At 54.3% G+C, this 20,828-nt stretch carries 22 protein-coding genes and 1 pseudogene; 6 read left to right on the forward strand and 17 right to left on the reverse strand.

Going from position 1 to position 20,828, the window contains the following annotated elements; genetic code table 11:
- Nucleotides 1-29 precede the first annotated feature (29 nt).
- From AOY24_RS08270 to ppiA, 5 genes are all read right to left on the reverse strand, one after another.
- On the reverse strand, nt 30-1,247 hold the full coding sequence (locus AOY24_RS08270; protein WP_044253462.1) for an aspartate aminotransferase family protein: 1,218 nt from the start codon (nt 1,245-1,247) through the stop codon (nt 30-32).
- Nucleotides 1,248-1,332: 85 nt separating this feature from the next.
- Nucleotides 1,333-1,896 carry an aminodeoxychorismate synthase component 2 gene (gene pabA, locus AOY24_RS08275; protein WP_044263788.1) on the reverse strand — a complete coding sequence of 188 codons (564 nt, stop codon included), beginning with the start codon at nt 1,894-1,896 and terminating at the stop codon, nt 1,333-1,335.
- Between the two features lie 31 nt (nt 1,897-1,927).
- Nucleotides 1,928-2,530 carry a putative adenosine monophosphate-protein transferase Fic gene (locus tag AOY24_RS08280; RefSeq protein ID WP_042998398.1) on the reverse strand — a complete coding sequence of 201 codons (603 nt, stop codon included), beginning with the start codon at nt 2,528-2,530 and terminating at the stop codon, nt 1,928-1,930.
- Complete coding sequence (locus AOY24_RS23675) at nt 2,520-2,687, reverse strand: YhfG family protein (RefSeq protein WP_042998399.1); 168 nt, start codon at nt 2,685-2,687, stop codon at nt 2,520-2,522. Before AOY24_RS23675 ends, AOY24_RS08280 begins: the two co-directional genes overlap by 11 nt.
- Nucleotides 2,688-2,795: 108 nt before the next feature.
- A complete protein-coding gene (ppiA, locus tag AOY24_RS08285) occupies nt 2,796-3,368 on the reverse strand; it encodes a peptidylprolyl isomerase A (RefSeq protein WP_042998400.1) in 573 nt (190 codons plus the stop codon).
- A gap of 265 nt (nt 3,369-3,633) precedes the next feature.
- On the opposite strand from ppiA, the gene tsgA reads away from it, so the two are divergent.
- The 6 genes from tsgA to AOY24_RS23680 all read left to right on the forward strand — a co-directional run bounded on the left by tsgA (nt 3,634) and on the right by AOY24_RS23680 (nt 10,749).
- Nucleotides 3,634-4,815, forward strand: coding sequence for an MFS transporter TsgA (gene tsgA / locus AOY24_RS08290; RefSeq protein WP_044253471.1), 1,182 nt, complete (start codon nt 3,634-3,636; stop codon nt 4,813-4,815).
- 320 nt (nt 4,816-5,135) lie between these two features.
- Nucleotides 5,136-7,679, forward strand: coding sequence for an NADPH-nitrite reductase large subunit (gene nirB / locus AOY24_RS08295; protein WP_054176466.1), 2,544 nt, complete (start codon nt 5,136-5,138; stop codon nt 7,677-7,679).
- Entirely contained in the window at nt 7,676-8,002 is a 327-nt protein-coding gene (nirD, locus tag AOY24_RS08300; RefSeq protein ID WP_042998403.1) for a nitrite reductase small subunit NirD, read from the forward strand. The genes nirB and nirD overlap by 4 nt, the downstream gene beginning before the upstream one ends.
- Nucleotides 8,003-8,139: 137 nt before the next feature.
- Complete coding sequence (gene nirC / locus AOY24_RS08305; RefSeq protein WP_042998404.1) at nt 8,140-8,949, forward strand: nitrite transporter NirC; 810 nt, start codon at nt 8,140-8,142, stop codon at nt 8,947-8,949.
- An 11-nt stretch (nt 8,950-8,960) separates the two neighbouring features.
- Nucleotides 8,961-10,334 (forward strand): siroheme synthase CysG, encoded by a 1,374-nt coding sequence (gene cysG, locus AOY24_RS08310; protein WP_042998405.1) that lies wholly within the window; start codon nt 8,961-8,963, stop codon nt 10,332-10,334.
- Nucleotides 10,335-10,581: 247 nt separating this feature from the next.
- Nucleotides 10,582-10,749 (forward strand): DUF4223 family protein, encoded by a 168-nt coding sequence (locus AOY24_RS23680; RefSeq protein WP_042998406.1) that lies wholly within the window; start codon nt 10,582-10,584, stop codon nt 10,747-10,749.
- Between the two features lie 67 nt (nt 10,750-10,816).
- Here the strand turns inward: AOY24_RS23680 and trpS are convergent, their stop codons facing one another.
- The 12 genes and pseudogenes from trpS to AOY24_RS08365 all read right to left on the reverse strand — a co-directional run bounded on the left by trpS (nt 10,817) and on the right by AOY24_RS08365 (nt 20,819).
- Nucleotides 10,817-11,821 carry a tryptophan--tRNA ligase gene (gene trpS / locus AOY24_RS08315; RefSeq protein ID WP_042998407.1) on the reverse strand — a complete coding sequence of 335 codons (1,005 nt, stop codon included), beginning with the start codon at nt 11,819-11,821 and terminating at the stop codon, nt 10,817-10,819.
- Nucleotides 11,814-12,572, reverse strand: a complete 759-nt coding sequence (gene gph / locus AOY24_RS08320; RefSeq protein ID WP_054176467.1) for a phosphoglycolate phosphatase — start codon at nt 12,570-12,572, stop codon at nt 11,814-11,816. The genes trpS and gph overlap by 8 nt, the downstream gene beginning before the upstream one ends.
- Nucleotides 12,565-13,242 (reverse strand): ribulose-phosphate 3-epimerase, encoded by a 678-nt coding sequence (gene rpe / locus AOY24_RS08325; RefSeq protein ID WP_042998409.1) that lies wholly within the window; start codon nt 13,240-13,242, stop codon nt 12,565-12,567. The genes gph and rpe overlap by 8 nt, the downstream gene beginning before the upstream one ends.
- 17 nt (nt 13,243-13,259) lie before the next feature.
- Nucleotides 13,260-14,096, reverse strand: coding sequence for an adenine-specific DNA-methyltransferase (gene dam / locus AOY24_RS08330; protein ID WP_042998410.1), 837 nt, complete (start codon nt 14,094-14,096; stop codon nt 13,260-13,262).
- A 66-nt stretch (nt 14,097-14,162) separates the two neighbouring features.
- The gene (damX, locus tag AOY24_RS08335; RefSeq protein WP_054176468.1) at nt 14,163-15,443 is read right to left on the reverse strand and encodes a cell division protein DamX; all 1,281 of its coding nucleotides are present in this window, start codon (nt 15,441-15,443) and stop codon (nt 14,163-14,165) included.
- Between the two features lie 96 nt (nt 15,444-15,539).
- The gene (gene aroB, locus AOY24_RS08340) at nt 15,540-16,628 is read right to left on the reverse strand and encodes a 3-dehydroquinate synthase (RefSeq protein ID WP_054176469.1); all 1,089 of its coding nucleotides are present in this window, start codon (nt 16,626-16,628) and stop codon (nt 15,540-15,542) included.
- 58 nt (nt 16,629-16,686) lie between these two features.
- Nucleotides 16,687-17,208, reverse strand: coding sequence for a shikimate kinase AroK (gene aroK / locus AOY24_RS08345; protein WP_042322869.1), 522 nt, complete (start codon nt 17,206-17,208; stop codon nt 16,687-16,689).
- A 306-nt stretch (nt 17,209-17,514) separates the two neighbouring features.
- Nucleotides 17,515-18,753, reverse strand: a complete 1,239-nt coding sequence (gene hofQ, locus AOY24_RS08350) for a DNA uptake porin HofQ (RefSeq protein WP_044263798.1) — start codon at nt 18,751-18,753, stop codon at nt 17,515-17,517.
- Nucleotides 18,665-19,069 (reverse strand): HofP DNA utilization family protein, encoded by a 405-nt coding sequence (locus AOY24_RS23685; protein WP_044253488.1) that lies wholly within the window; start codon nt 19,067-19,069, stop codon nt 18,665-18,667. Before AOY24_RS23685 ends, hofQ begins: the two co-directional genes overlap by 89 nt.
- Nucleotides 19,059-19,517 (reverse strand): hypothetical protein, encoded by a 459-nt coding sequence (locus AOY24_RS08355; RefSeq protein WP_054176470.1) that lies wholly within the window; start codon nt 19,515-19,517, stop codon nt 19,059-19,061. The genes AOY24_RS23685 and AOY24_RS08355 overlap by 11 nt, the downstream gene beginning before the upstream one ends.
- Complete coding sequence (locus AOY24_RS08360) at nt 19,501-20,040, reverse strand: PilN domain-containing protein (RefSeq protein WP_042998416.1); 540 nt, start codon at nt 20,038-20,040, stop codon at nt 19,501-19,503. The genes AOY24_RS08355 and AOY24_RS08360 overlap by 17 nt, the downstream gene beginning before the upstream one ends.
- Nucleotides 20,040-20,819: pseudogene (locus AOY24_RS08365) on the reverse strand (DNA utilization protein HofM). The gene AOY24_RS08360 and the pseudogene AOY24_RS08365 overlap by 1 nt, the downstream one beginning before the upstream one ends.
- Between the last annotated feature and the right edge of the window lie 9 nt (nt 20,820-20,828).

Genomic DNA, 20,828 nt, shown 5'->3' on the forward strand with positions numbered 1-20,828 from the left:
TGATAAACGCCGCGCCGTCAGGCACACCATTAACCGATAACCTTCGCGACAGCCTGTGCAAAACGCTGCATCCCTTCGTCGATATCCGCCTCTTCCACCACCAGCGATGGGGCAAAGCGCATCACATCAGGACCGGCATTCAACACCATCACACCAGCGTCGGCTGCCGCATAGAGGAAATCACGCGCACGCCCTTTGTATTGTGATTTCAGCTCGGCCCCAATCAACAGCCCCATACCGCGAATATCGCTGAACACGTGGTACTGCTCATCAATCTGCTGCAGATGTTGAACGAATCTCTGGCGTTTTGCACTCACGCCTCCCAGAACCTCTGGCGTGTTGATGATGTCGAACGCGGCTTCCGCCACCGCGCAGGCCAGCGGGTTACCGCCGTAGGTCGAACCATGAGAGCCGACATGAAACGCCGAGGCGATTTCCTGCGTCGTCAATACCGCGCTGACCGGGAAGCCACCGCCCAGCGCTTTCGCGCTGGTGAGGATATCCGGCGTCACGCCATAGTGCATATAGGCAAACAGATCGCCGGTACGCCCCATGCCGCTTTGTACTTCATCAAACACCAGCAATGCCTGGTGCTCGTCGCAGAGCTCGCGCAGCCCTTGCAGGAACTCCGGCGTCGCGGCCAGAACGCCACCTTCTCCCTGTACCGGCTCAACCACCACCGCGCAGGTATGGTCATCCATCACCGCTTTCACCGCATGTAGATCGTTAAACGGTACATGGATGATATCCGCCGGTTTCGGCCCAAAGCCATCGGAATACTTCGGCTGACCACCCACCGTGACGGTAAACAACGAGCGACCGTGGAACGCGTTATGAAAGGCAATGATTTTGGTTTTGAATGGGCTATGGCGCACGCAGGCGTAATGACGCGCCAGCTTGAACGCCGTTTCGTTGGCTTCTGTTCCCGAGTTCATAAACAGCACGCGCTCAGCAAAGGTGGCATCGATTATTTTTCGTCCCAGACGCAGCGCGGGTTCGTTGGTGAAGACGTTACTGGTATGCCAGAGCGTTTCGCCCTGCGCTTTTAACGCATCGACCAGTACAGGATGGCAATGCCCCAGCGCGGTCACCGCAATTCCGCCCGCGAAATCAACATAGTCTTTGCCCTGCTGATCCCAGATCCGGCTGCCTTTGCCTTTTACCGGAATAAATTCCGCCGGTGCATAAATCGGCAGAATGACTTCATCGAAAGTTGCCCGGGTTACTGCCGTTTGTTCAGTTGCCATCTCATGCCCATCCAGTTATGCAAAAATGAATGTGAAAATATAATCACAAAATATGCATAAAAAATCACAGGATAGCAATCACAAATCACCGATTGAGGAAATTTTCCAGCAATTGATGTCCCTGCTCGCTGAGAATACTCTCCGGGTGGAACTGCACCCCTTCCAGATCCCACATCGTATGGCGAATCCCCATAATTTCCTGTGTTTCGCTCCAGGCGGTCACTTCAAAGCAGTCTGGCAGTGTGGTGGGGTCGATGACGAGCGAGTGATAGCGGGTGACGGTAAGCGGGTTAGTTAACCCCTGAAACACGCCCTGTCCCGTATGGTGAATGGGCGACGTTTTTCCGTGCATCACTTTTTCGGCGCGTACGATCGTTGCGCCAAAAGCCTGCGCCATCGCCTGATGCCCCAGGCAGACGCCCAGTATCGGTAAACGTCCGGCATAGTGGCGAATCACCTCCAGCGAAATTCCGGCATCATCCGGGGTGCAGGGACCGGGCGAAATGACGATTTTTTGCGGCTGTAGCGCATCGATCTGCGACAGCGTCAATTCATCATTGCGCTTAACCTGCACGTCAGCGCCCAGCTCACAAAAATACTGGTAGAGGTTCCAGGTGAAAGAATCGTAGTTATCGATAAGCAGGATCATGGCGGCTCCGGTCGAGGAAAACCGCGCTATTCTACTCAGTTTCCTCGGCTTCGCTTACCCCTTTACGAAATATCGCCTGCAATGCGCTAAGGTCGCCCATCGCCCCTTCCTGATTCGCCCGACGCCACTCCGCCACCGGCACATCTGCCCAGTGAAGAAGATACCCCGCATGAATAGCCAGCTGTTCGAAGAAAATCCGCTGCGCCATGCCGCTGCCAAGACGAAACGGATGTAGCACGTTGATCTCACAGTAATAATGTGCAAGGCGACTGACGAACTTCTCTTTTGGCAGCCCCATCAGGTAGCCCTCTTCTTCCAGATCCTGCATCAGGGCATTTCCCTCTTTTTCGATGTACGCGAAATGGCAGAAACGGGTATCACCCTGATAGATATCCACTTCACGCAGATGACCCGCCCAGTCAAAGACGTCCTGGTAAAGCTGCCGATGAATCGCGCACAGATGAGGCAAGCCGCGCTTCGCCGGGCCCAGTTCGATAGTCGCCGCTCGTAGTGCAGTCAGTTCATAAGCGGCCTGTTCCAGACGTGCAACCTGGTGGATCCCCAGACGGTTACGCATCACATTCAGTCCGGGGTAAAGATACGGATCGCGGTCGTCGCCGATTTTATCGCTCATAGTGCCTCCGGAGTTCTTCCAGACGCGCCAGCGCCTCTGCGGGAATAAGCGTGACTAACGGACTTTCGACGCCCTCAAGACGGCGGCTGGCCTGGAAATTCACGTTGCGCTGCTGTTCCCAGAGCCGGGATTTTTGCCTGTCGGTGAGTTTTTTCACTTTACGCCTCCCTGATTGATCCGTGTTTGCCACAAGTATAAGCAGCAAAACGCGGTTACGCAGGGAAGATAAAGCAACGCGGGCCTGCAATGCCCGCGCGGGAAAGGATTACGGCAGAACTTTGGCGGAGAGGATAACCACTGGTTTTGACGGCACATTCTGGTAAGGGCCGACATCATGGGTCGGCACCTGGGAAATCTTATCGGCCACCTCCATCCCTTTCACAACTTTACCAAATACGGCATAGCCGAAATCACGCTGGCCGTGATCGAGGAAGGCATTATCGGCCACGTTGATAAAGAACTGGCTGGTCGCGCTGTCTTTATCAGCAGTACGCGCCATCGCGATGGTGCCGCGCGTGTTACGCAAGCCATTATCGGCTTCGTTTTTAATTGGGGGATTAGGTTTCTTCTGCTGCATCTGCTCGGTGAAGCCACCGCCCTGGACCATAAAGCCGGGAATTACACGGTGAAACGTGGTGTTGTTATAGAAACCATTGTTCACATAATCGACAAAGTTTTGCACTGAAACAGGCGCTTTCTGGCTATTCAGTTCCAGTTCAATATTACCTGCAGAGGTCGTCAGCAAAACGTGCGGATCCCCTTTTGCTGCCAGCGCTGCGGGAGAGAGAGCAGAAAGGGCGAAAACAGCTGCAACAGCCGCCAGGGTCGATTTGAGCATGAGATTTCCTTTAGGAGAGCGGTAACAAAAGCCAGTGGTTTGATTCTAAAGAGCCTTCAGGGACAAGGCCATCCCTTTACCTAATTTTACGTACCTGAAACATATGTAACTTCATCAAAGCATTAATTATTGTGACTTACGTCACCTTTAAAAATGTAACAGATCCTGTAATTTCCGATAAAAGTTTAAATGCATCACTAAAAAGCCTAAAATCCGCCCGTTCCCGGCGCCGTCAATGCGCTTTACTTCCATTTACAGGCCAGTCATGACTAACAGCAATCGTATCAAGCTCACATGGATTAGCTTTCTCTCCTACGCCCTCACCGGTGCGTTGGTTATTGTCACCGGGATGGTGATGGGAAACATCGCAGAGTATTTCCAGCTGCCAGTTTCCAGTATGAGTAACACTTTCACATTCCTGAACGCCGGTATCTTGATCTCCATTTTCCTTAATGCCTGGCTGATGGAAATTGTTCCGCTGAAAACGCAACTGCGCTTTGGCTTTATCCTGATGGTACTGGCCGTTGCCGGTCTGATGTTCAGCCACAGTCTGGCTTTATTCTCTGCCGCAATGTTTGTGCTGGGGTTGGTCAGCGGGATCACCATGTCCATTGGTACGTTCCTGATTACGCAGATGTATGAAGGCCGTCAGCGCGGCTCCCGTCTGTTGTTTACCGACTCCTTCTTCAGCATGGCTGGGATGGTTTTCCCGATGGTCGCCGCGTTCCTGTTGGCGCGCAGCATCGAATGGTACTGGGTGTACGCCTGCATCGGTCTGGTCTATGTCGCTATTTTTCTTCTGACCTTTGGTTGTGAATTCCCGCCGCTGGGCAAACACGCGCCGCAAAGCGATACACCCATCGTGAAAGAGAAATGGGGCATTGGCGTCCTGTTTCTGTCTGTCGCTGCGCTGTGTTACATCCTCGGTCAGTTGGGCTTTATCTCCTGGGTACCCGAGTACGCGAAAGGGTTGGGGATGAGCCTGAACGATGCCGGTACGCTGGTCAGCAACTTCTGGATGTCATACATGTTTGGGATGTGGGCATTCAGCTTCATTCTGCGTTTCTTCGATTTGCAGCGCATTTTGACCGTACTGGCGGCACTGGCCACCGTGCTGATGTACCTGTTCATCACCGGGACGCCTGAACATATGCCGTGGTTTATTCTGGCTCTCGGCTTTTTCTCCAGCGCCATCTATACCACTATCATCACTCTGGGTTCGCAGCAGACCCGCGTAGCCTCGCCAAAACTGGTTAACTTCGTCCTGACCTGCGGCACCATCGGCACCATGCTGACGTTTGTCGTCACCGGTCCTATCGTGGCGCACAGCGGTCCTCAGGCGGCCTTGCTCACCGCGAATGGCCTGTACGCTATCGTCTTCGTGATGTGTTTTATCCTCGGTTTTGTGACCCGTCATCGCCAGCATGAGGCCCCGACAGCACAGTAACGTGATTTGCCGGATGGCGATCCTCTTTATAGGCCGGATAAAACGCTACCGCCATCCGGCCTTTTCTCGTTTCTCTTCCCTTCCTCGAAGGATGTAAGGCAGCCAATCTTTAGTGGTAGCCCTCTTCTGCTAAAAACCCCTCATTTTGTACGTTATTTGTACAATCGCGAAAAGTCTGATATTTCCACAACTTAAGAAAATGCTGTCAAATCAGCAATATACTCCTTAAGAGGTATATAAAGGTGAATTTGATTTGCATCAATAAGTGGGGGTGCTGAATCGTTAAGGTAGGCAGTAATAGAAAAGAAATCGAGGCAAAAATGAGCAAAGTCAGACTCGCTATTATCGGTAATGGTATGGTCGGCCATCGCTTTATTGAGGACCTTCTTGATAAATCCGACGCTGCCAATTTTGATATTACTGTTTTCTGCGAAGAACCCCGCAAGGCATACGATCGTGTGCACCTGTCATCCTACTTCTCACACCACACCGCCGAAGAACTGTCTCTGGTTCGCGAAGGATTTTACGAGAAGCACGGCGTTAACGTGCTGGTCGGCGAACGTGCGATTACCATCAACCGCCAGGAAAAAGTGATTCACTCCAGTGCGGGCCGTACGGTTTACTACGACAAGCTGATTATGGCGACCGGTTCTTATCCGTGGATCCCGCCGATTAAAGGTTCCGAAACCCAGGACTGCTTCGTTTATCGTACCATTGAAGACCTCAACGCGATTGAATCCTGTGCTCGTCGCAGCAAGCGTGGTGCGGTCGTCGGCGGCGGTCTGTTAGGTCTGGAAGCGGCAGGCGCGCTGAAAAACCTCGGCGTGGAAACTCACGTGATTGAATTCGCTCCGATGCTGATGGCTGAGCAGCTTGACCCTATGGGCGGCGAACAGTTGCGTCGCAAGATTGAAAGCATGGGCGTGCGCGTGCACACCAGCAAAAACACCCAGGAGATCGTCCAGCAAGGCACTGAAGCCCGTAAAACGATGCGTTTTGCCGACGGTAGCGAGCTGGAAGTGGACTTCATCGTCTTCTCGACCGGTATTCGCCCACGCGACAAACTGGCGACCCAGTGTGGTCTGGAGGTTGCGCCACGCGGCGGGATCGTGATCAACGATGCCTGCCAGACGTCCGACCCGGATATCTACGCCATCGGTGAATGTGCCAGTTGGAACAACCGGGTATACGGTCTGGTCGCGCCGGGCTACAAAATGGCGCAGGTCGCCGTTGACCATATTCTCAATAACGAAAACGCCTTCGAAGGCGCAGATTTAAGCGCCAAGCTGAAACTGCTGGGCGTTGACGTTGGCGGTATTGGCGACGCACATGGCCGCACGCCGGGTGCCCGTAGTTACGTTTACCTCGACGAAAGCAAAGAAGTCTACAAACGCCTTATCGTAAGCCAGGATAACAAAACCCTGCTCGGCGCTGTGCTGGTGGGAGATACCAGCGATTACGGCAACCTGCTGCAACTGGTACTGAATGCCATCGAACTGCCGGAAAACCCGGACTCGCTGATCCTGCCGGCCCATGCCGGCAGTGGTAAACCGTCTATTGGCGTGGATAAACTGCCGGACAGCGCGCAGATTTGCTCCTGTTTCGACGTCACCAAAGGGATGCTGGTCGCCGCCATCAACAAAGGCTGCCACACCGTTGCCGCGCTGAAAGCCGAAACCAAAGCCGGTACCGGCTGCGGCGGCTGTATCCCACTGGTTACCCAGGTGCTGAACGCCGAACTGGCGAAACAGGGTATCGAAGTGAACAACAACCTGTGCGAGCACTTTGCTTACTCGCGCCAGGAACTGTTCCACCTGATTCGAGTGGAAGGCATCAAAACCTTCGAGGAGCTGCTGGCAAAACACGGTAAAGGTTATGGCTGCGAAGTGTGTAAACCGACCGTGGGCTCTTTGCTGGCTTCCTGCTGGAATGAGTACATTCTGAAACCGCAGCACACCCCGCTGCAGGATACTAACGACAACTTCCTGGCGAACATCCAGAAAGACGGGACCTACTCTGTGATCCCACGCTCTGCCGGCGGTGAAATCACGCCGGAAGGTCTGGTTGCCGTAGGTCGTATCGCCCGTGAATTTAATCTGTACACCAAAATCACCGGTTCTCAGCGTATCGGCCTGTTCGGCGCGCAAAAAGACGACCTGCCGGAAATCTGGCGCCAACTGATTGAAGCTGGCTTCGAAACCGGCCATGCCTACGCCAAAGCGCTGCGCATGGCGAAAACCTGTGTGGGCAGCACCTGGTGCCGTTATGGCGTGGGTGACAGCGTGGGCTTCGGCGTTGAGCTGGAAAACCGCTACAAAGGCATTCGCACCCCGCACAAGATGAAGTTCGGCGTTTCCGGCTGTACCCGTGAATGTGCCGAAGCCCAGGGCAAAGACATCGGTATCATCGCTACCGAGAAAGGCTGGAACCTGTACGTCTGCGGTAATGGCGGGATGAAACCGCGTCATGCGGATCTGCTGGCAGCGGATATCGATCGTGAAACGCTGCTCAAATATCTCGACCGTTTCATGATGTTCTACATCCGTACGGCGGACAAACTGACCCGTACCGCCCCGTGGTTAGACAACCTGGAAGGCGGCATTGAGTATCTGCGTTCCGTCATCATCGACGACAAACTGGGTCTGAACGAACATCTGGAAGAAGAGATGGCCCGTCTGCGCGAAGCCGTAGTCTGCGAGTGGACGGAAACCGTCAACACGCCATCTGCCCAGACGCGTTTCAGACACTTTATCAACAGCGATAAACGCGATCCGAACGTCCAGGTAGTGCCTGAACGTGAACAGCATCGTCCGGCCACGCCGTATGAACGCATCCCGGTCACTCTGGTGGAGGAAAACGCATGAGCCAGTGGACAAACATCTGCCACATTGATGACATCCTGCCCGCAACCGGCGTCTGCGCGTTGTTAGGTGAGGAACAGGTCGCTATTTTTCGTCCGTATCACAACGACCAGGTGTTTGCGATCAGCAACATCGACCCGTTCTTTGAATCCAGCGTGCTGTCTCGCGGATTGATTGCGGAACATCAGGGCGAATTGTGGGTCGCCAGCCCGTTGAAAAAACAGCGCTTTCGCCTGAGCGACGGCCTGTGCATGGAGGATGAACGTCATTCCGTGGCGCACTACGACGCGCGGGTAAAAGACGGCATTGTGCAGTTGCGCAGTTAATGAATTTTAGGGAGGCGCAACGCCTCCCTTTTTAACGTATTGGCAGTCCTGTTTTTTTCGTAGGTCTGATGGCGGCATAAAGGCCTATCCGGCCTACGGTTACGTATTTATTTCATTTTTTATGGGTAATCAAAGTCATGTTCACAGATACAATTAACAAATGTGCGGCTAACGCTGCGCGCATCGCACGCCTGTCGGCAAATAACCCGCTCGGCTTCTGGGTCAGTTCAGCGATGGCAGGGGCTTACGTTGGCCTCGGTATCATCCTGATTTTCACTCTCGGTAACTTACTCGATCCGTCCGTGCGTCCGCTGGTGATGGGTGCGACCTTTGGGATTGCCTTAACGCTGGTCATTATTGCTGGTTCCGAACTGTTTACCGGTCACACGATGTTCCTGACGCTTGGCGTCAAAGCGGGCACCATCAGCCAGGGGCAGATGTGGGCGATTTTGCCGCAGACCTGGTTGGGTAACCTGGTGGGTTCCGTGTTCGTCGCACTGCTGTACAGCTGGGGTGGCGGTAGCCTGCTACCGGTCGATACCAGCATCGTACACTCGGTCGCGCTGGCGAAAACCACGGCGCCGGCAACGGTACTGTTCTTCAAAGGCGCGCTGTGTAACTGGCTGGTTTGTCTGGCAATCTGGATGGCGATCCGTACTGAAGGCGCTGCGAAATTTATCGCTATCTGGTGGTGTCTGCTGGCGTTTATCGCGTCCGGCTATGAACACTCAGTTGCCAACATGACGCTGTTCGCCCTCTCCTGGTTCGGACACCACAGCGAAGCCTATACCCTGGCGGGGATTGGTCATAACCTGCTGTGGGTAACACTCGGCAATACTTTGTCCGGTGTCGTGTTCATGGGGTTAGGTTATTGGTATGCTACGCCAAAATCGGAGCGACCTGCTCCGGCAAAAATCAACCAAACTGAGGCTACAGCCAATAATTAAGGGGTAATGTCGTGGATCATTTGCCTATATTTTGTCAACTACGAGACCGCGACTGTCTGATTGTCGGCGGTGGTGATGTCGCAGAACGCAAAGCACGGTTACTGCTGGAAGCAGGCGCTCGTTTAACGGTTAATGCGCTGGCGTTTATTCCGCAGTTCACCGTATGGGCAAATGAAAACATGTTGACGCTGGTGGAAGGACCGTTTGATGAAGCCCTTCTCGACCCGTGCTGGCTGGCGATTGCCGCGACCGATGATGATGCGGTGAATCAGCGCGTGAGCGATGCTGCAGAATCCCGCCGTATCTTCTGTAACGTCGTGGATGCGCCGAAAGCCGCCAGTTTCATCATGCCATCGATTATCGACCGTTCACCGCTAATGGTGGCGGTCTCTTCCGGCGGCACCTCACCGGTGCTGGCCCGTCTGCTGCGTGAAAAACTGGAATCCGTTTTACCTCAACATTTGGGTCAGGTTGCACATTATGCCGGGCAACTTCGTTCCCGGGTGAAAAAACAGTTTGCCACGATGGGTGAACGTCGCCGCTTCTGGGAAAAGCTGTTTGTTAACGACAGGCTGGCACAGTCGCTGGCGAATGCCGACCATAAAGCGGTAGAAGAAACCACCGAGCAGATGCTCAGCGAGCCGTTGGATCATCGCGGTGAAGTGGTGCTGGTGGGTGCAGGCCCTGGCGATGCCGGACTTCTGACGCTAAAAGGGTTGCAGCAGATCCAGCAGGCCGATGTGGTGGTCTATGACCGTCTGGTGTCTGACGACATCATGAACCTGGTGCGTCGCGACGCCGACCGTGTGTTTGTCGGTAAACGCGCGGGTTATCACTGCGTGCCGCAGGAGGAAATTAACCAAATCCTGCTGCGTGAAGCGCAACAGGGCAAACGTGTCGTCCGTCTGAAAGGCGGGGACCCGTTTATCTTTGGTCGTGGTGGTGAGGAGCTGGAAACACTGTGCCATGCCGGTATTCCGTTTTCCGTGGTGCCGGGAATAACCGCGGCATCCGGCTGTTCCGCCTACTCCGGCATTCCGCTGACACACCGTGACTACGCCCAGAGCGTACGTCTGGTTACCGGGCACCTGAAGACCGGCGGCGAACTGGACTGGGAAAACCTGGCGGCAGAAAAACAGACGTTGGTGTTTTACATGGGGCTAAATCAGGCGGCCACTATCCAGCAAAAACTGATCGAATTTGGCATGCAGGCCGATATGCCGGTCGCACTGGTTGAAAACGGCACCTCGGTGAAACAGCGGGTAGTCAAAGGTGAACTGAATAATCTCGGCGAACTGGCAACACAGGTTGCAAGCCCGGCGCTAATCATTGTGGGGCGCGTGGTGGGATTACGTGAAAAACTAAACTGGTTCTCTAATCACTAAGCCTTAATTGTCGGTAAGGTCAGCATCGTCTGGCCTTATTTTTTTGGCCCTAAAATACAAGTTCCAGATCCGGACATTATATTAACTCATTAATTTTAAAATGATTACCCCTTTCACCTCTCCCGCATGCCTATTCCCTTACTGACGCGAAAAATAGATTACGTTATCGTCGACCCCGGTTAGCGAATGAAGATTCACTAATTCAATTGATGGTTAAAAAATTATATTTTTTACATAGGGAATGTAAATGAACACATTTATCAAAATGGCACTCTTAGGTGCGGCACTGGCAACCCTGACAGCTTGTACAGGTCACATCGAAAACCGTAATAAGACCTGCTCTTATGACTATCTTCTGCACCCTGCCATTTCTATTTCTAAGATGATTGGCGGCTGCGGCCCGACCGCAGAATAATCTCGCTGATCATTGCGCCGATACAAAAAAACCGGGAATCTCCCGGTTTTTTCATTTCGCGTACCCGTTACGGCCTGGCAACAAAACCAATCGCTTCATAAACCGCTTTCAGCGTAGCTGATGCACGCGCGCCCGCTTTTTCCGCGCCGTCTTTCATCACCTGTTGCAGGAAGGCTTCGTCGTTACGGTAACGATAATAACGCTCCTGCAACTCAGTCAGCATGCCGGATACCGCATCGGCGACTTCGCCTTTCAGGTGACCATACATCTTGCCTTCAAACTGTTTTTCCAGTTCGGGAATACTCTGTCCGGTCACGGCGGAGAGAATATCCAGCAGGTTAGAGACGCCCGCCTTGTTCTGCACATCGTAGCGCACCACCGGCGGCTCTTCGGAATCCGTTACCGCGCGTTTAATCTTCTTGACCACGGATTTCGGATCTTCCAGCAGGCCAATCACGTTGTTGCGGTTGTCGTCCGACTTGGACATCTTTTTCGTCGGCTCCAACAGAGACATCACGCGGGCGCCTGATTTAGGAATAAACGGCTCAGGAACTTTGAAGATGTCGCCATACAGCGCGTTGAAACGCTGAGCGATATCGCGGCTCAGTTCCAGGTGCTGTTTCTGGTCTTCGCCCACCGGCACCAGGTTGGTCTGATACAGCAGGATATCTGCTGCCATCAGTACCGGGTAGTCAAACAGACCAGCGTTGATGTTCTCAGCGTAGCGCGCTGACTTATCTTTGAACTGGGTCATACGGCTCAGTTCGCCAAAGTAGGTGTAGCAGTTCAGCGCCCAGCTCAGTTGCGCATGTTCAGGCACATGAGACTGAACGAAAATGGTGCTTTTCTCAGGATCGATACCACACGCGAGGTAGAGCGCCAGCGTATCCAGCGTCGCTTTACGCAGTTGCTGGGCATCCTGACGAACGGTGATAGCATGCTGGTCAACGATACAATAGATGCAATGGTAATCATCCTGCATGTTCACCCACTGACGCAGTGCACCCATGTAGTTACCAATGGTCAATTCACCTGAGGGCTGTGCGCCACTAAAAACGATGGGCTTAGTCATTTTTCGATTCCTGATTTTCGCTATGCGGAAGCCCGAGAGCGGGCAGTAGTTCATTAATGCGGTCATACATGACGTCTGGCTGGCTCAGCGCGATGGGTTCACCATAGTTGTAACCATAGGTGAGGCCAACGGACGGGCAGCCAGCGGCTTTTGCCGCCTGAATATCATTACGCGAATCCCCCACGAAGAGCAATTGCTCTGGCGCAATGCCGAGCTTACTTGCCACCAGCAGCAGCGGATCCGGATGTGGTTTTTTGTTCTGGACGTCGTCACCGCCAATAACGACGCTGAAATATTTACTGATATCCAGCGCGTCGAGCAATGGCGCAACAAACGGCGTCGGCTTGTTGGTCACCAGACCGAGCGGCAGTCCTTTGGCGTGCAGTGCGCCCAGCGTGTCGGCGACATCAGGGAACAGAAACGTCCCTTCTTCTGCGACATCTCCGTAGTAGCGGTCAAATAGCTTACGCAGAATACGGACCTGCTCCTCGGCGGGAATATCTTCATCGACCGGCGGCTTGCCCATCGTCTTACGAAGTGTGGCGCGCTCCTGACGAGACCAGGTTAACGCCCGCTCCATCAATACATCAGCACCATTACCAATCCAGGTAATGACGCGCTCTTCACCGGCAACCGGCAGCTCCAGCGCATACAGCGCCATGTCCACTGCGGCGCTCAATCCCGGCGCGCTGTCCACCAGCGTTCCGTCGAGGTCAAAGGCAACGCCCCGAATATCCTTCAATTTATCCATGACTTACCTTCGCCAGTTCGCTGCGCATGTCATCAATGACTTTTTTGTAGTCTGGCTGATCGAAGACGGCGGAACCGGCGACAAACATATCGGCTCCTGCGGCGGCGATTTCAGCTATGTTACTCACCTTCACGCCGCCATCCACTTCGAGGCGAATGTCGTAACCCGACTCGTCAATGCGACGACGGACTTCTCGCAGTTTGTCCAGCGTTTGCGGAATGAAAGATTGACCGCCAAAGCCTGGGTTAACGGACATCAACAGGATCACATCCAGCTTGTCCATTACATAGTCCAGATAGCTTAATGGTGTCGCCGGATTGAAGACCAGCCCGGCTTTACAGCCGTGCTCTTTAATCAGTTGCAGCGATCGGTCAACGTGTTCGGAGGCTTCCGGATGAAAGGTAATGATGCTGGCGCCCGCGGCTGCGAAATCCGGGATGATTCGATCGACAGGTTTCACCATCAGATGCACATCGATGGGAGCCGTAATGCCATATTTACGCAGGGATTTCAGTACCATCGGACCCATGGTCAGATTCGGTACATAGTGGTTGTCCATGACGTCAAAATGCACGACGTCACCACCGGCAGCCAGAGCTTTCGCGGTGTCCTCACCCAGGCGAGCAAAATCAGCCGACAGGATTGAGGGGGCAATCAAATACTGTTTCATCCGCTTCTCCTTGAGAATTATTTATTCGCGGGTGAAACGACTCCTGGTTTGTACAGAGCCAGCAGTTCGTCCACCTTTTTACGTGTGCCGCCGTTGCTGCTTATACTGCGTCGCACTTTGACCTGAAAATGTTCCGCCGCTTTATACCATTCGCGGGTATCCGGCGTGTCATGGTTCGAAATTAACACCGGGATCTGCTTACTGACCAGCTTTTCGGCCATTTTAGCCAGATGGGCCTGTTCTTTCGGGCTGAAGCTATTGGTATGATACGCGGTGAAATTCGCCGTTGCTGACAGCGGGGCGTAGGGCGGATCGCAATAGACAACCGAGTTCGCATCCGCTTGCTCCATGCACTCATCATATGAGAGGCAGTGGAATTCCGCATTCTGCGCTTTTTCCGCAAAGTGATACAACTCAGCTTCCGGGAAGTAAGGCTTTTTGTAACGTCCAAACGGCACGTTAAACTCACCGCGCAGATTATACCGGCACAGGCCGTTGTAACCATATCGGTTCAGATACAGGAACAGAACCGCACGACGGAAAGGATCCTGGCTGGCGTTGAACTCTTCACGGAACTGATAGTAGAGCTCAGCCTGATTGGTTTCCGGGTTAAACAGTTCACGGGAAGCCTTCACGTACTCGTCGGTACGGGTCTTCACGATCTTATAGAGACTGATGAGGTCGCTATTGATATCGGCAAGAATATAACGAGAAAAGTCGGTGTTAAGAAACACCGACCCTGCACCCACAAAGGGTTCGACCAGGCATTCGCCCTGCGGTAAATGCCGTTTGATGTCGTCAAGCAGGGGATATTTACCCCCTGCCCACTTCAGAAAAGCGCGATTTTTTTTCATGCTGACTAACTAATTACACCTTCTCCGGCTGTGGAGAAAGCTCCGACAGCATCCTGCGCTTTAACATTATTTCAGATCGGCCTGTACCTGATGCAACGGTTTGGCCCACGGATTTTTTGCCTGCACATCGGCTGGCAGCGTGGAAACCGCGCGTTTCGCATCTTCTTTCGAGGCATACACGCCAGACACCAGAACATACCACGGTTGGCCGTTACGCGTCGTCTGATACACCACATAGTTTTTCAGATTCTCTTTCTTCGCCCAACCATTCAGGTTGTCGTAGTTTGAAGAGCTGCTGAGCTGCAGGGTGTAATGACTGGACGGTGCAGACTTCAGCGATCCGACGTTACCGGCGCTTTTAGCGCCAGATGCGCTACCTGCCGTTGCCGCTGGCACGGTCTGAGCAGGTGCTGACGTTTGCGCGGGCGCTGCTGTCTGTGCCGGTGCGGTGCTGACCGTCGCTTTTGGCGTCGTCGTGGCCGTAGGCGCTGCGGGTTCAGTCCGTTTAGGCTGAGCCGCCGGTTTCGGTGCTGCGGACGTCGTTTTCGCGGTGGTCTGCGGTTTCTTCGGCTCGATCACAGCCTGTTTACGTTCAGGTCGCTGGGCGCTGGCGGCGGGTGCCGTCGCCGTCTGGCTTGACGCAGTACCATTACGCACGGGCGCAACGGTCGCCGGTTCTGTTGGCAGCGTAGAGTTTACCGCCACATTATTTAGCTGTTCCTGACCCTGCGGTTGCGTCAGTGCATTATTCAGATCGCCCTGCACTTCTACACGCTGTTGACCTTCTGTGGTCACAGGCGTTTGACCCTGCGTTGGCGTGGAGGAGATTGGTGGCAAAGAAACATCCTGCTGAGTGTTACCCGCAGTCTGTTCAGCGGAAGTGCTTCCCGGAGCGGGTTGGGCGCCGTTTGCCTGGTCAGCGGCATTGCCGGTGAGATCGATATTCTTCTCGCCAGACGCCGTTTGTTCACTTGAAGACGGGGTGGAAGGCGCTTTCAGCGCGGAGCCAATACCGATGATCAGCAGCAGCAGGACCAGCACGCCCACGCCCATCATCATGTACTGACGAGAAGCGGGTTTACCGGCGGCTTTTTTACGCTTACGCGGACGACGCTCGACGCGTTCTTCATCCACGAACTCTTCATCATCGGATTCGTAATCCTCTTCCCTCTCTTGCTCATCAAGGCGTTCTTTACGCCCGCGTGCAGGACGGCGATCGTCAGCGTCCAGATCAACATCATCAAAGTTGATCTGCGGTTCTCCGCGTTCTGAAGATTGACGAGAACGACCAGTACGACGATCGCTGGGATCGGGTTTCAGCTCGTCTTCTGGTTTGAATTCATCCATTTAACACCCCACTCAAAGGCTAATGCTTACGACGTTGCAACTAACCTGAATCTAAATGGCCGATACGTGAGCCGTATCAGTCCGCCTTTCTTGTTGTTACGCCTGCTGGCAATCAGCAATAGCGTTAAGAACCACCTCGTGCGACACGCCGCCGCGTACTTCACTTTTCCCTATCGCCAGCGGAAGGACTAAGCGCATTTCTCCCGCCAACACTTTTTTATCACGCAACATGTGCGGCAGGTAAGCCTGCGCGGACATCTCGCGCGGTCCGTGGACCGGCAAGCCGGCACGTTTAAGTAACGTGACGATGCGCTGCGTATCTTCTGGCGCAAACTGCCCCAGACGTTCCGACGTCCGCGCAGCCATTACCATACCTGCTGCGACCGCTTCACCATGTAACCAATTGCCATAACCCATTTCAGCTTCAATGGCATGACCGTACGTGTGCCCCAGATTCAGTAAAGCACGTAAGCCGGTTTCGCGCTCGTCTGCGGCAACAACTTCGGCTTTCAGCTCACAACAACGACGAATACACCAGGCCATTGCCGGTCCGTCCAGACGCAGTAGCGCATCCAGATTCTCTTCCAGCCAGCTAAAGAATTCGCCATCCAGGATAATGCCGTACTTGATCACTTCCGCCAGACCGGATGCCAGTTCACGGGCAGGGAGCGTTTTCAGACAGTCGAGATCCACCACCACGGAGGCCGGCTGGTAAAACGCGCCGATCATGTTTTTGCCGAGGGGATGGTTTACGGCGGTTTTACCGCCAACGGAGGAGTCAACCTGCGACAAAAGTGTCGTCGGGACCTGGATGAAGCGTACACCGCGCTGATAGCTGGCAGCGGCAAAACCGGTCAGGTCGCCAATGACGCCGCCGCCCAGTGCGACCAGCGTCGTATCACGACCATGCGGTTTTTGCAGCAAGGCGGTGAATACCGTATCCAGCACCGTCAGGCTTTTGTACTGCTCGCCGTCAGGCAGGATGACGCTATCAACGTTCACACCCGCTTGTTCAAGTACGCTGCGAATCTTATCAAGATAAAGGGGAGCCAGGGTTTCGTTGGTGACCAACATAACCTGATCGCCCGATTTCAGCGGTAAGAATGAAGCTGGTTCGTTAAACAAACCAGCCGCGATGGTGATAGGGTAACTACGTTCCCCGAGAGTGACGGTAATCCTCTCCATGACGCGACATCCACCTTAATGACTTATACCCGCTTACCGAGTGTGTATTAAGCCAGAATCAGTTGCTTTCCAGCATATGAATAATCTGGTTTGCAACGACTTTGGCGCTCTGATCATCGGTACGAATGGTTACGTCGGCAATCTCTTCATACAGCGGATTGCGTTCGTCGGCCAACGCTTCCAGAACTTCACGAGGCGGCGCTTCTACCTGCAACAGCGGACGTTTTTTATCGCGCTGCGTACGCGCAAGTTGTTTTTCGATGGTCGTTTCGAGATAGACCACGACGCCACGCGCGGAAAGACGATTACGGGTTTCACGCGATTTTACAGAGCCACCACCGGTAGCCAGCACAATACCCTGTTTTTCCGTCAATTCGTTGATGACTTTCTCTTCACGATCGCGGAAGCCGTCTTCACCTTCTACGTCGAAGACCCAGCCCACATCAGCTCCGGTTCGTTTCTCAATCTCTTGATCAGAATCGTAAAATTCCATATTGAGTTGTTGAGCTAACTGGCGCCCAATAGTGCTTTTTCCGGCACCCATAGGCCCAACCAGAAAGATATTGCGTTTCTCTGCCATTTTTTCGGTACTACTAAGACTATTCGTTAATGATAAACCCGCGTCGCAGACACTGAGCGCAGCAGGACATGAACTGAAACCTCATAAGATATTGCGAGAGTCAGACTGAAAATTATCTCAATACTCAAGCAGGTTTGGCAACTGAATAAATCATCAAACCAGATTGTAGACAACCCGAGTCGGCATTGCCGGACGGCGATGAGAAGTACCGACTCTCAAATCGGTACTCCTTGTATGCTAAATAGCTGCGCACGTCAAATCCCTGAAACGAGTTAAGTGCAAAAACAACGGTGTTTCATGCATAAATCATTCTGTCGAGACCAATCTGGGCGTAATAAATACCACCAGCTCACGACGTTCGTTTTCTTTCCCATCGTGGCGAAAGAGTTGTCCAAACCAGGGAATATCACCTAACAGCGGAATACTGTCCTTCCCGGTTTTACTCTTGTTTGAAAAAATGCCGCCCAGCGCCAGCGTCTCTCCACTTTTCACCTCGACCTGCGTTTCAATTTCCTGCTTATCGATGGCCAGTACCTCGCCATCCGCTTGTTGCAGCATCTGCCCCGGCATGTTCTGACTGATACGTAGCTTCAGGCGGATCCGCCCCTTCGGTAAAACCGTTGGGGTGACTTCCATCCCTAGCACGGCCTCTTTAAATTCAACCGACGTCGCACCGCTTTCGCCGCTGGAAACCTGATAGGGGATCTCGCTCCCTTGCTTGATGCTGGCAGGCTGTAGGTGAGAAGCCAGCAGTCGCGGACTGGCGATAATATCGAGCTGTTGCTGTTGCTCCAGTGCAGACAGCTCCAGATCCAGCAACCGCCCATTAATACGACCAATATTGAACCCGACGCGGGTGGTCGCATTCGCGACCGAGAGATCGCTGGCTATCGTTGTCACTTGCCCCACCGCACCGGCCTTCTCGGCCTCTGCCAGTGTCCATTTCACCCCCAGTTCACGCAGACTTTTTTCATTAATGGTGACGATATGCGCCGCCAGCTCGACCTGTTCTATCGGGAGATCCATTTGTGCCACCCACTGTTCCACCAGCGCCAGCGTCGGCGAGTTATCCCTGACCAGCAGTCGATTGGTACGCTTATCTACCGTGAGGCTACCTTTGGCACTCAGCAGTTTATCCCCCGCTTTCGCCAGTTCAGTGGCATCGGCGTAATGCAGGGCAATATGCCGATTCTCCAGCGGTAAGTTCGCCTGGCGTCTTGCGACCTCCGCCTCCTGTCGCGCCGCCTCTTCGCTCTGCCAGCTCTCGGAATGCACATGTAAAATCGCCCCTTCCTGACGTAACACCAGTCCAGCGCTTTTCACTACCGTCTGGAGCGCCTGTTTCCACGGGACATCCGTCAGATGCAACGACACCACGCCGCTGACATCCGGCGATATCACGAGGTTTTTTCGCTCCTGTTCAGCCAGTGCCTGAAGAACCTGCGTGACGGGCACGTCATCCACCACCAGCGTCACGTTCTGGTTTTTTCCGGCCTGAACCGGCTGCAGGATGGCGATCAACACCACCAGTATCCATTGCTTCATTACCCTCTCCTTGTCGTTGCCACTGCCACTGGGGCGGGTCACACTCTTTACCTGTGCTCACTGTCAGCGTCTGTGCCGTGAGTTGCACGATAGTCCAGCCATTATCCAGAACCTCATGTTGCTCGACACGCCGCCAGTGATGCTGCCCGTCCTGAAGCAGTCCAATATTTCGCTCTCCCCTGCTCACCATCCCCTGGTATTGCCATTGCGCCAGCTCGGCACCATGGCAATGATCTTCAGGCTGGCGGAACGGATCGCGCATGCCGGTCAGCATCAACAATGAAAGAGCCACCAACACCGCGTTCTTACCCTTCATGGAGAGACTCCAGCATGAGCGTCAACACTCGCTCGTCGTTTTCTGCTTTCAGCGAAAATGCACTCACGGACATGCCTCGCGCCGCCAGGTATCCGAACAATGACACCATCGCCTCCCAAGGCGCCTTCACCGCAAGTTCTCCGCCCTGCGCCGATGGACGCCAGTACAGTAGCTGCATATTCGGCACCTGAAGCGTGAGCGGTGAAAACACCGGCGTTTGCGATGCCGATGAAAGCTGTGCCTCTGCCTGCGCGCCAGAGAGGTGATACAACGTTGAACTGAGCTGGCGGTTGGCCACCCGTTGCTGGCTAAGCGCACCCTCATCACGCATTCCCGGGAAGAACAGAAAAGACAACGCGATCGTACTTAACGCAGCCACCCAACTTACCCAGCAGACAATGCGGGTACGCGGCGAAAAAGCGCACCAGGCGTCAAAGAGGGCGATCATGCGCTTCTCTCCATATCACACGGTACTGGAACTGCCAGTATCCCTGCGCATCCTGCAGGGTGGCGCCGGTATGGTTTATCTCAAACATCGGCGAGTCGCGCAGGGCGGCCTCCAGTGCGCTGAGCGCAGAAAAGGTGAGCGCTTTTCCACTGAGTTCCAGTGAGCTCTGCTGGTAGTCCATACTGGTTAGCCAGGCCTGTGCCGGCACACTCAACGCAAGACTTTCCAGCGCGGGCTGCCAGCGGCGGGTCTGCTCGCGCAATCTGTCTCGTTGAATGACCTGCTGCGCCTGACGCTGGCGCGCCTCAAGCCGGGGTTTCACTGTCGTAAGCGCCGTGGCAAGTTGTTGCTCCGCCTGCAACAACACCCCATTTGCCTGCCCGCTCGTGGCGCGGGCGAGATATCCGATCAGCGTTAGTGCCAGCACGATCGCCGCTGATGCGCCGAATAGCCCACCCCACATACGCAGACAGGCATTACGCCGCTGTTGCCGCCAGGGCAAAAAATTGACGGGAGGATGCATCAACGCATTTCTCCCAGCGCCAGTCCAAGCGCAACGGCGAATGCATGACCTTCCCTGGGTACGGGAGGCTGACGAATTGAAACCGCCCGCCAGGGGTCAAACCCCTCGTCTGCGCAGAGCGCCACCTCTTCGCTTCTGAGGGAGAGTCCGGCTGCCAGGTCGTGAAGATGAGCTATCTCTGCCCGCGATTTGCGCCCCCATGCGTTGCGCGTCGCCCACAGCCACTGCGTGTCATCGCGCCACACCAGGCAGGTTTGTTCCGGGGAAAGAAAAGGCAGCAGACGCTGCAATGCGCAGGCATCTGGGGTGATCGCCGTGACGTTTACACCGAGTGTTTTCGCCAGCGTTAACAGAGCCGAAATCTCTTTGTCCTGCGCGGCGGTGACCGTATAGGCCGGGGCGAGCGCATCTTCGCTATAGTCAAAGCGCAGAGCTGCCGACTCCATATCCAGTTCACGCGCCATCGAACCGGTCAACCAGGCCGTTTGTTCACGCTCGCGAAGCGACATTGAAGGGCGGGGAAAGCGCTTTTGCCGCGTCCGACTCGCAGGAAAAGAGAGGTGTATATGGTGGCGTTGCGGCAGCTCGCGACTCCACGGTTGTAACACCGCCACAAGTTGTTCGGCGTCGTGGAAATGTCCGTCGCTGATTGTGTGTTGTGCCAGCGGCAGACGCCACCAGCGCTGTAGATACTAACCTGACGCGCCGCGAACGACGGCAACCGCCAGGGCTTCGTGTGGCTGAATGTGCAGGCCGACTTGCCAGAATCTGAAAGCCATTGCTGATGA

The sequence above is a fragment of the Citrobacter sp. CtB7.12 genome (genome assembly GCF_001297795.1).
Classification (GTDB): Bacteria; Pseudomonadota; Gammaproteobacteria; order Enterobacterales; family Enterobacteriaceae; genus Citrobacter_A; species Citrobacter_A amalonaticus.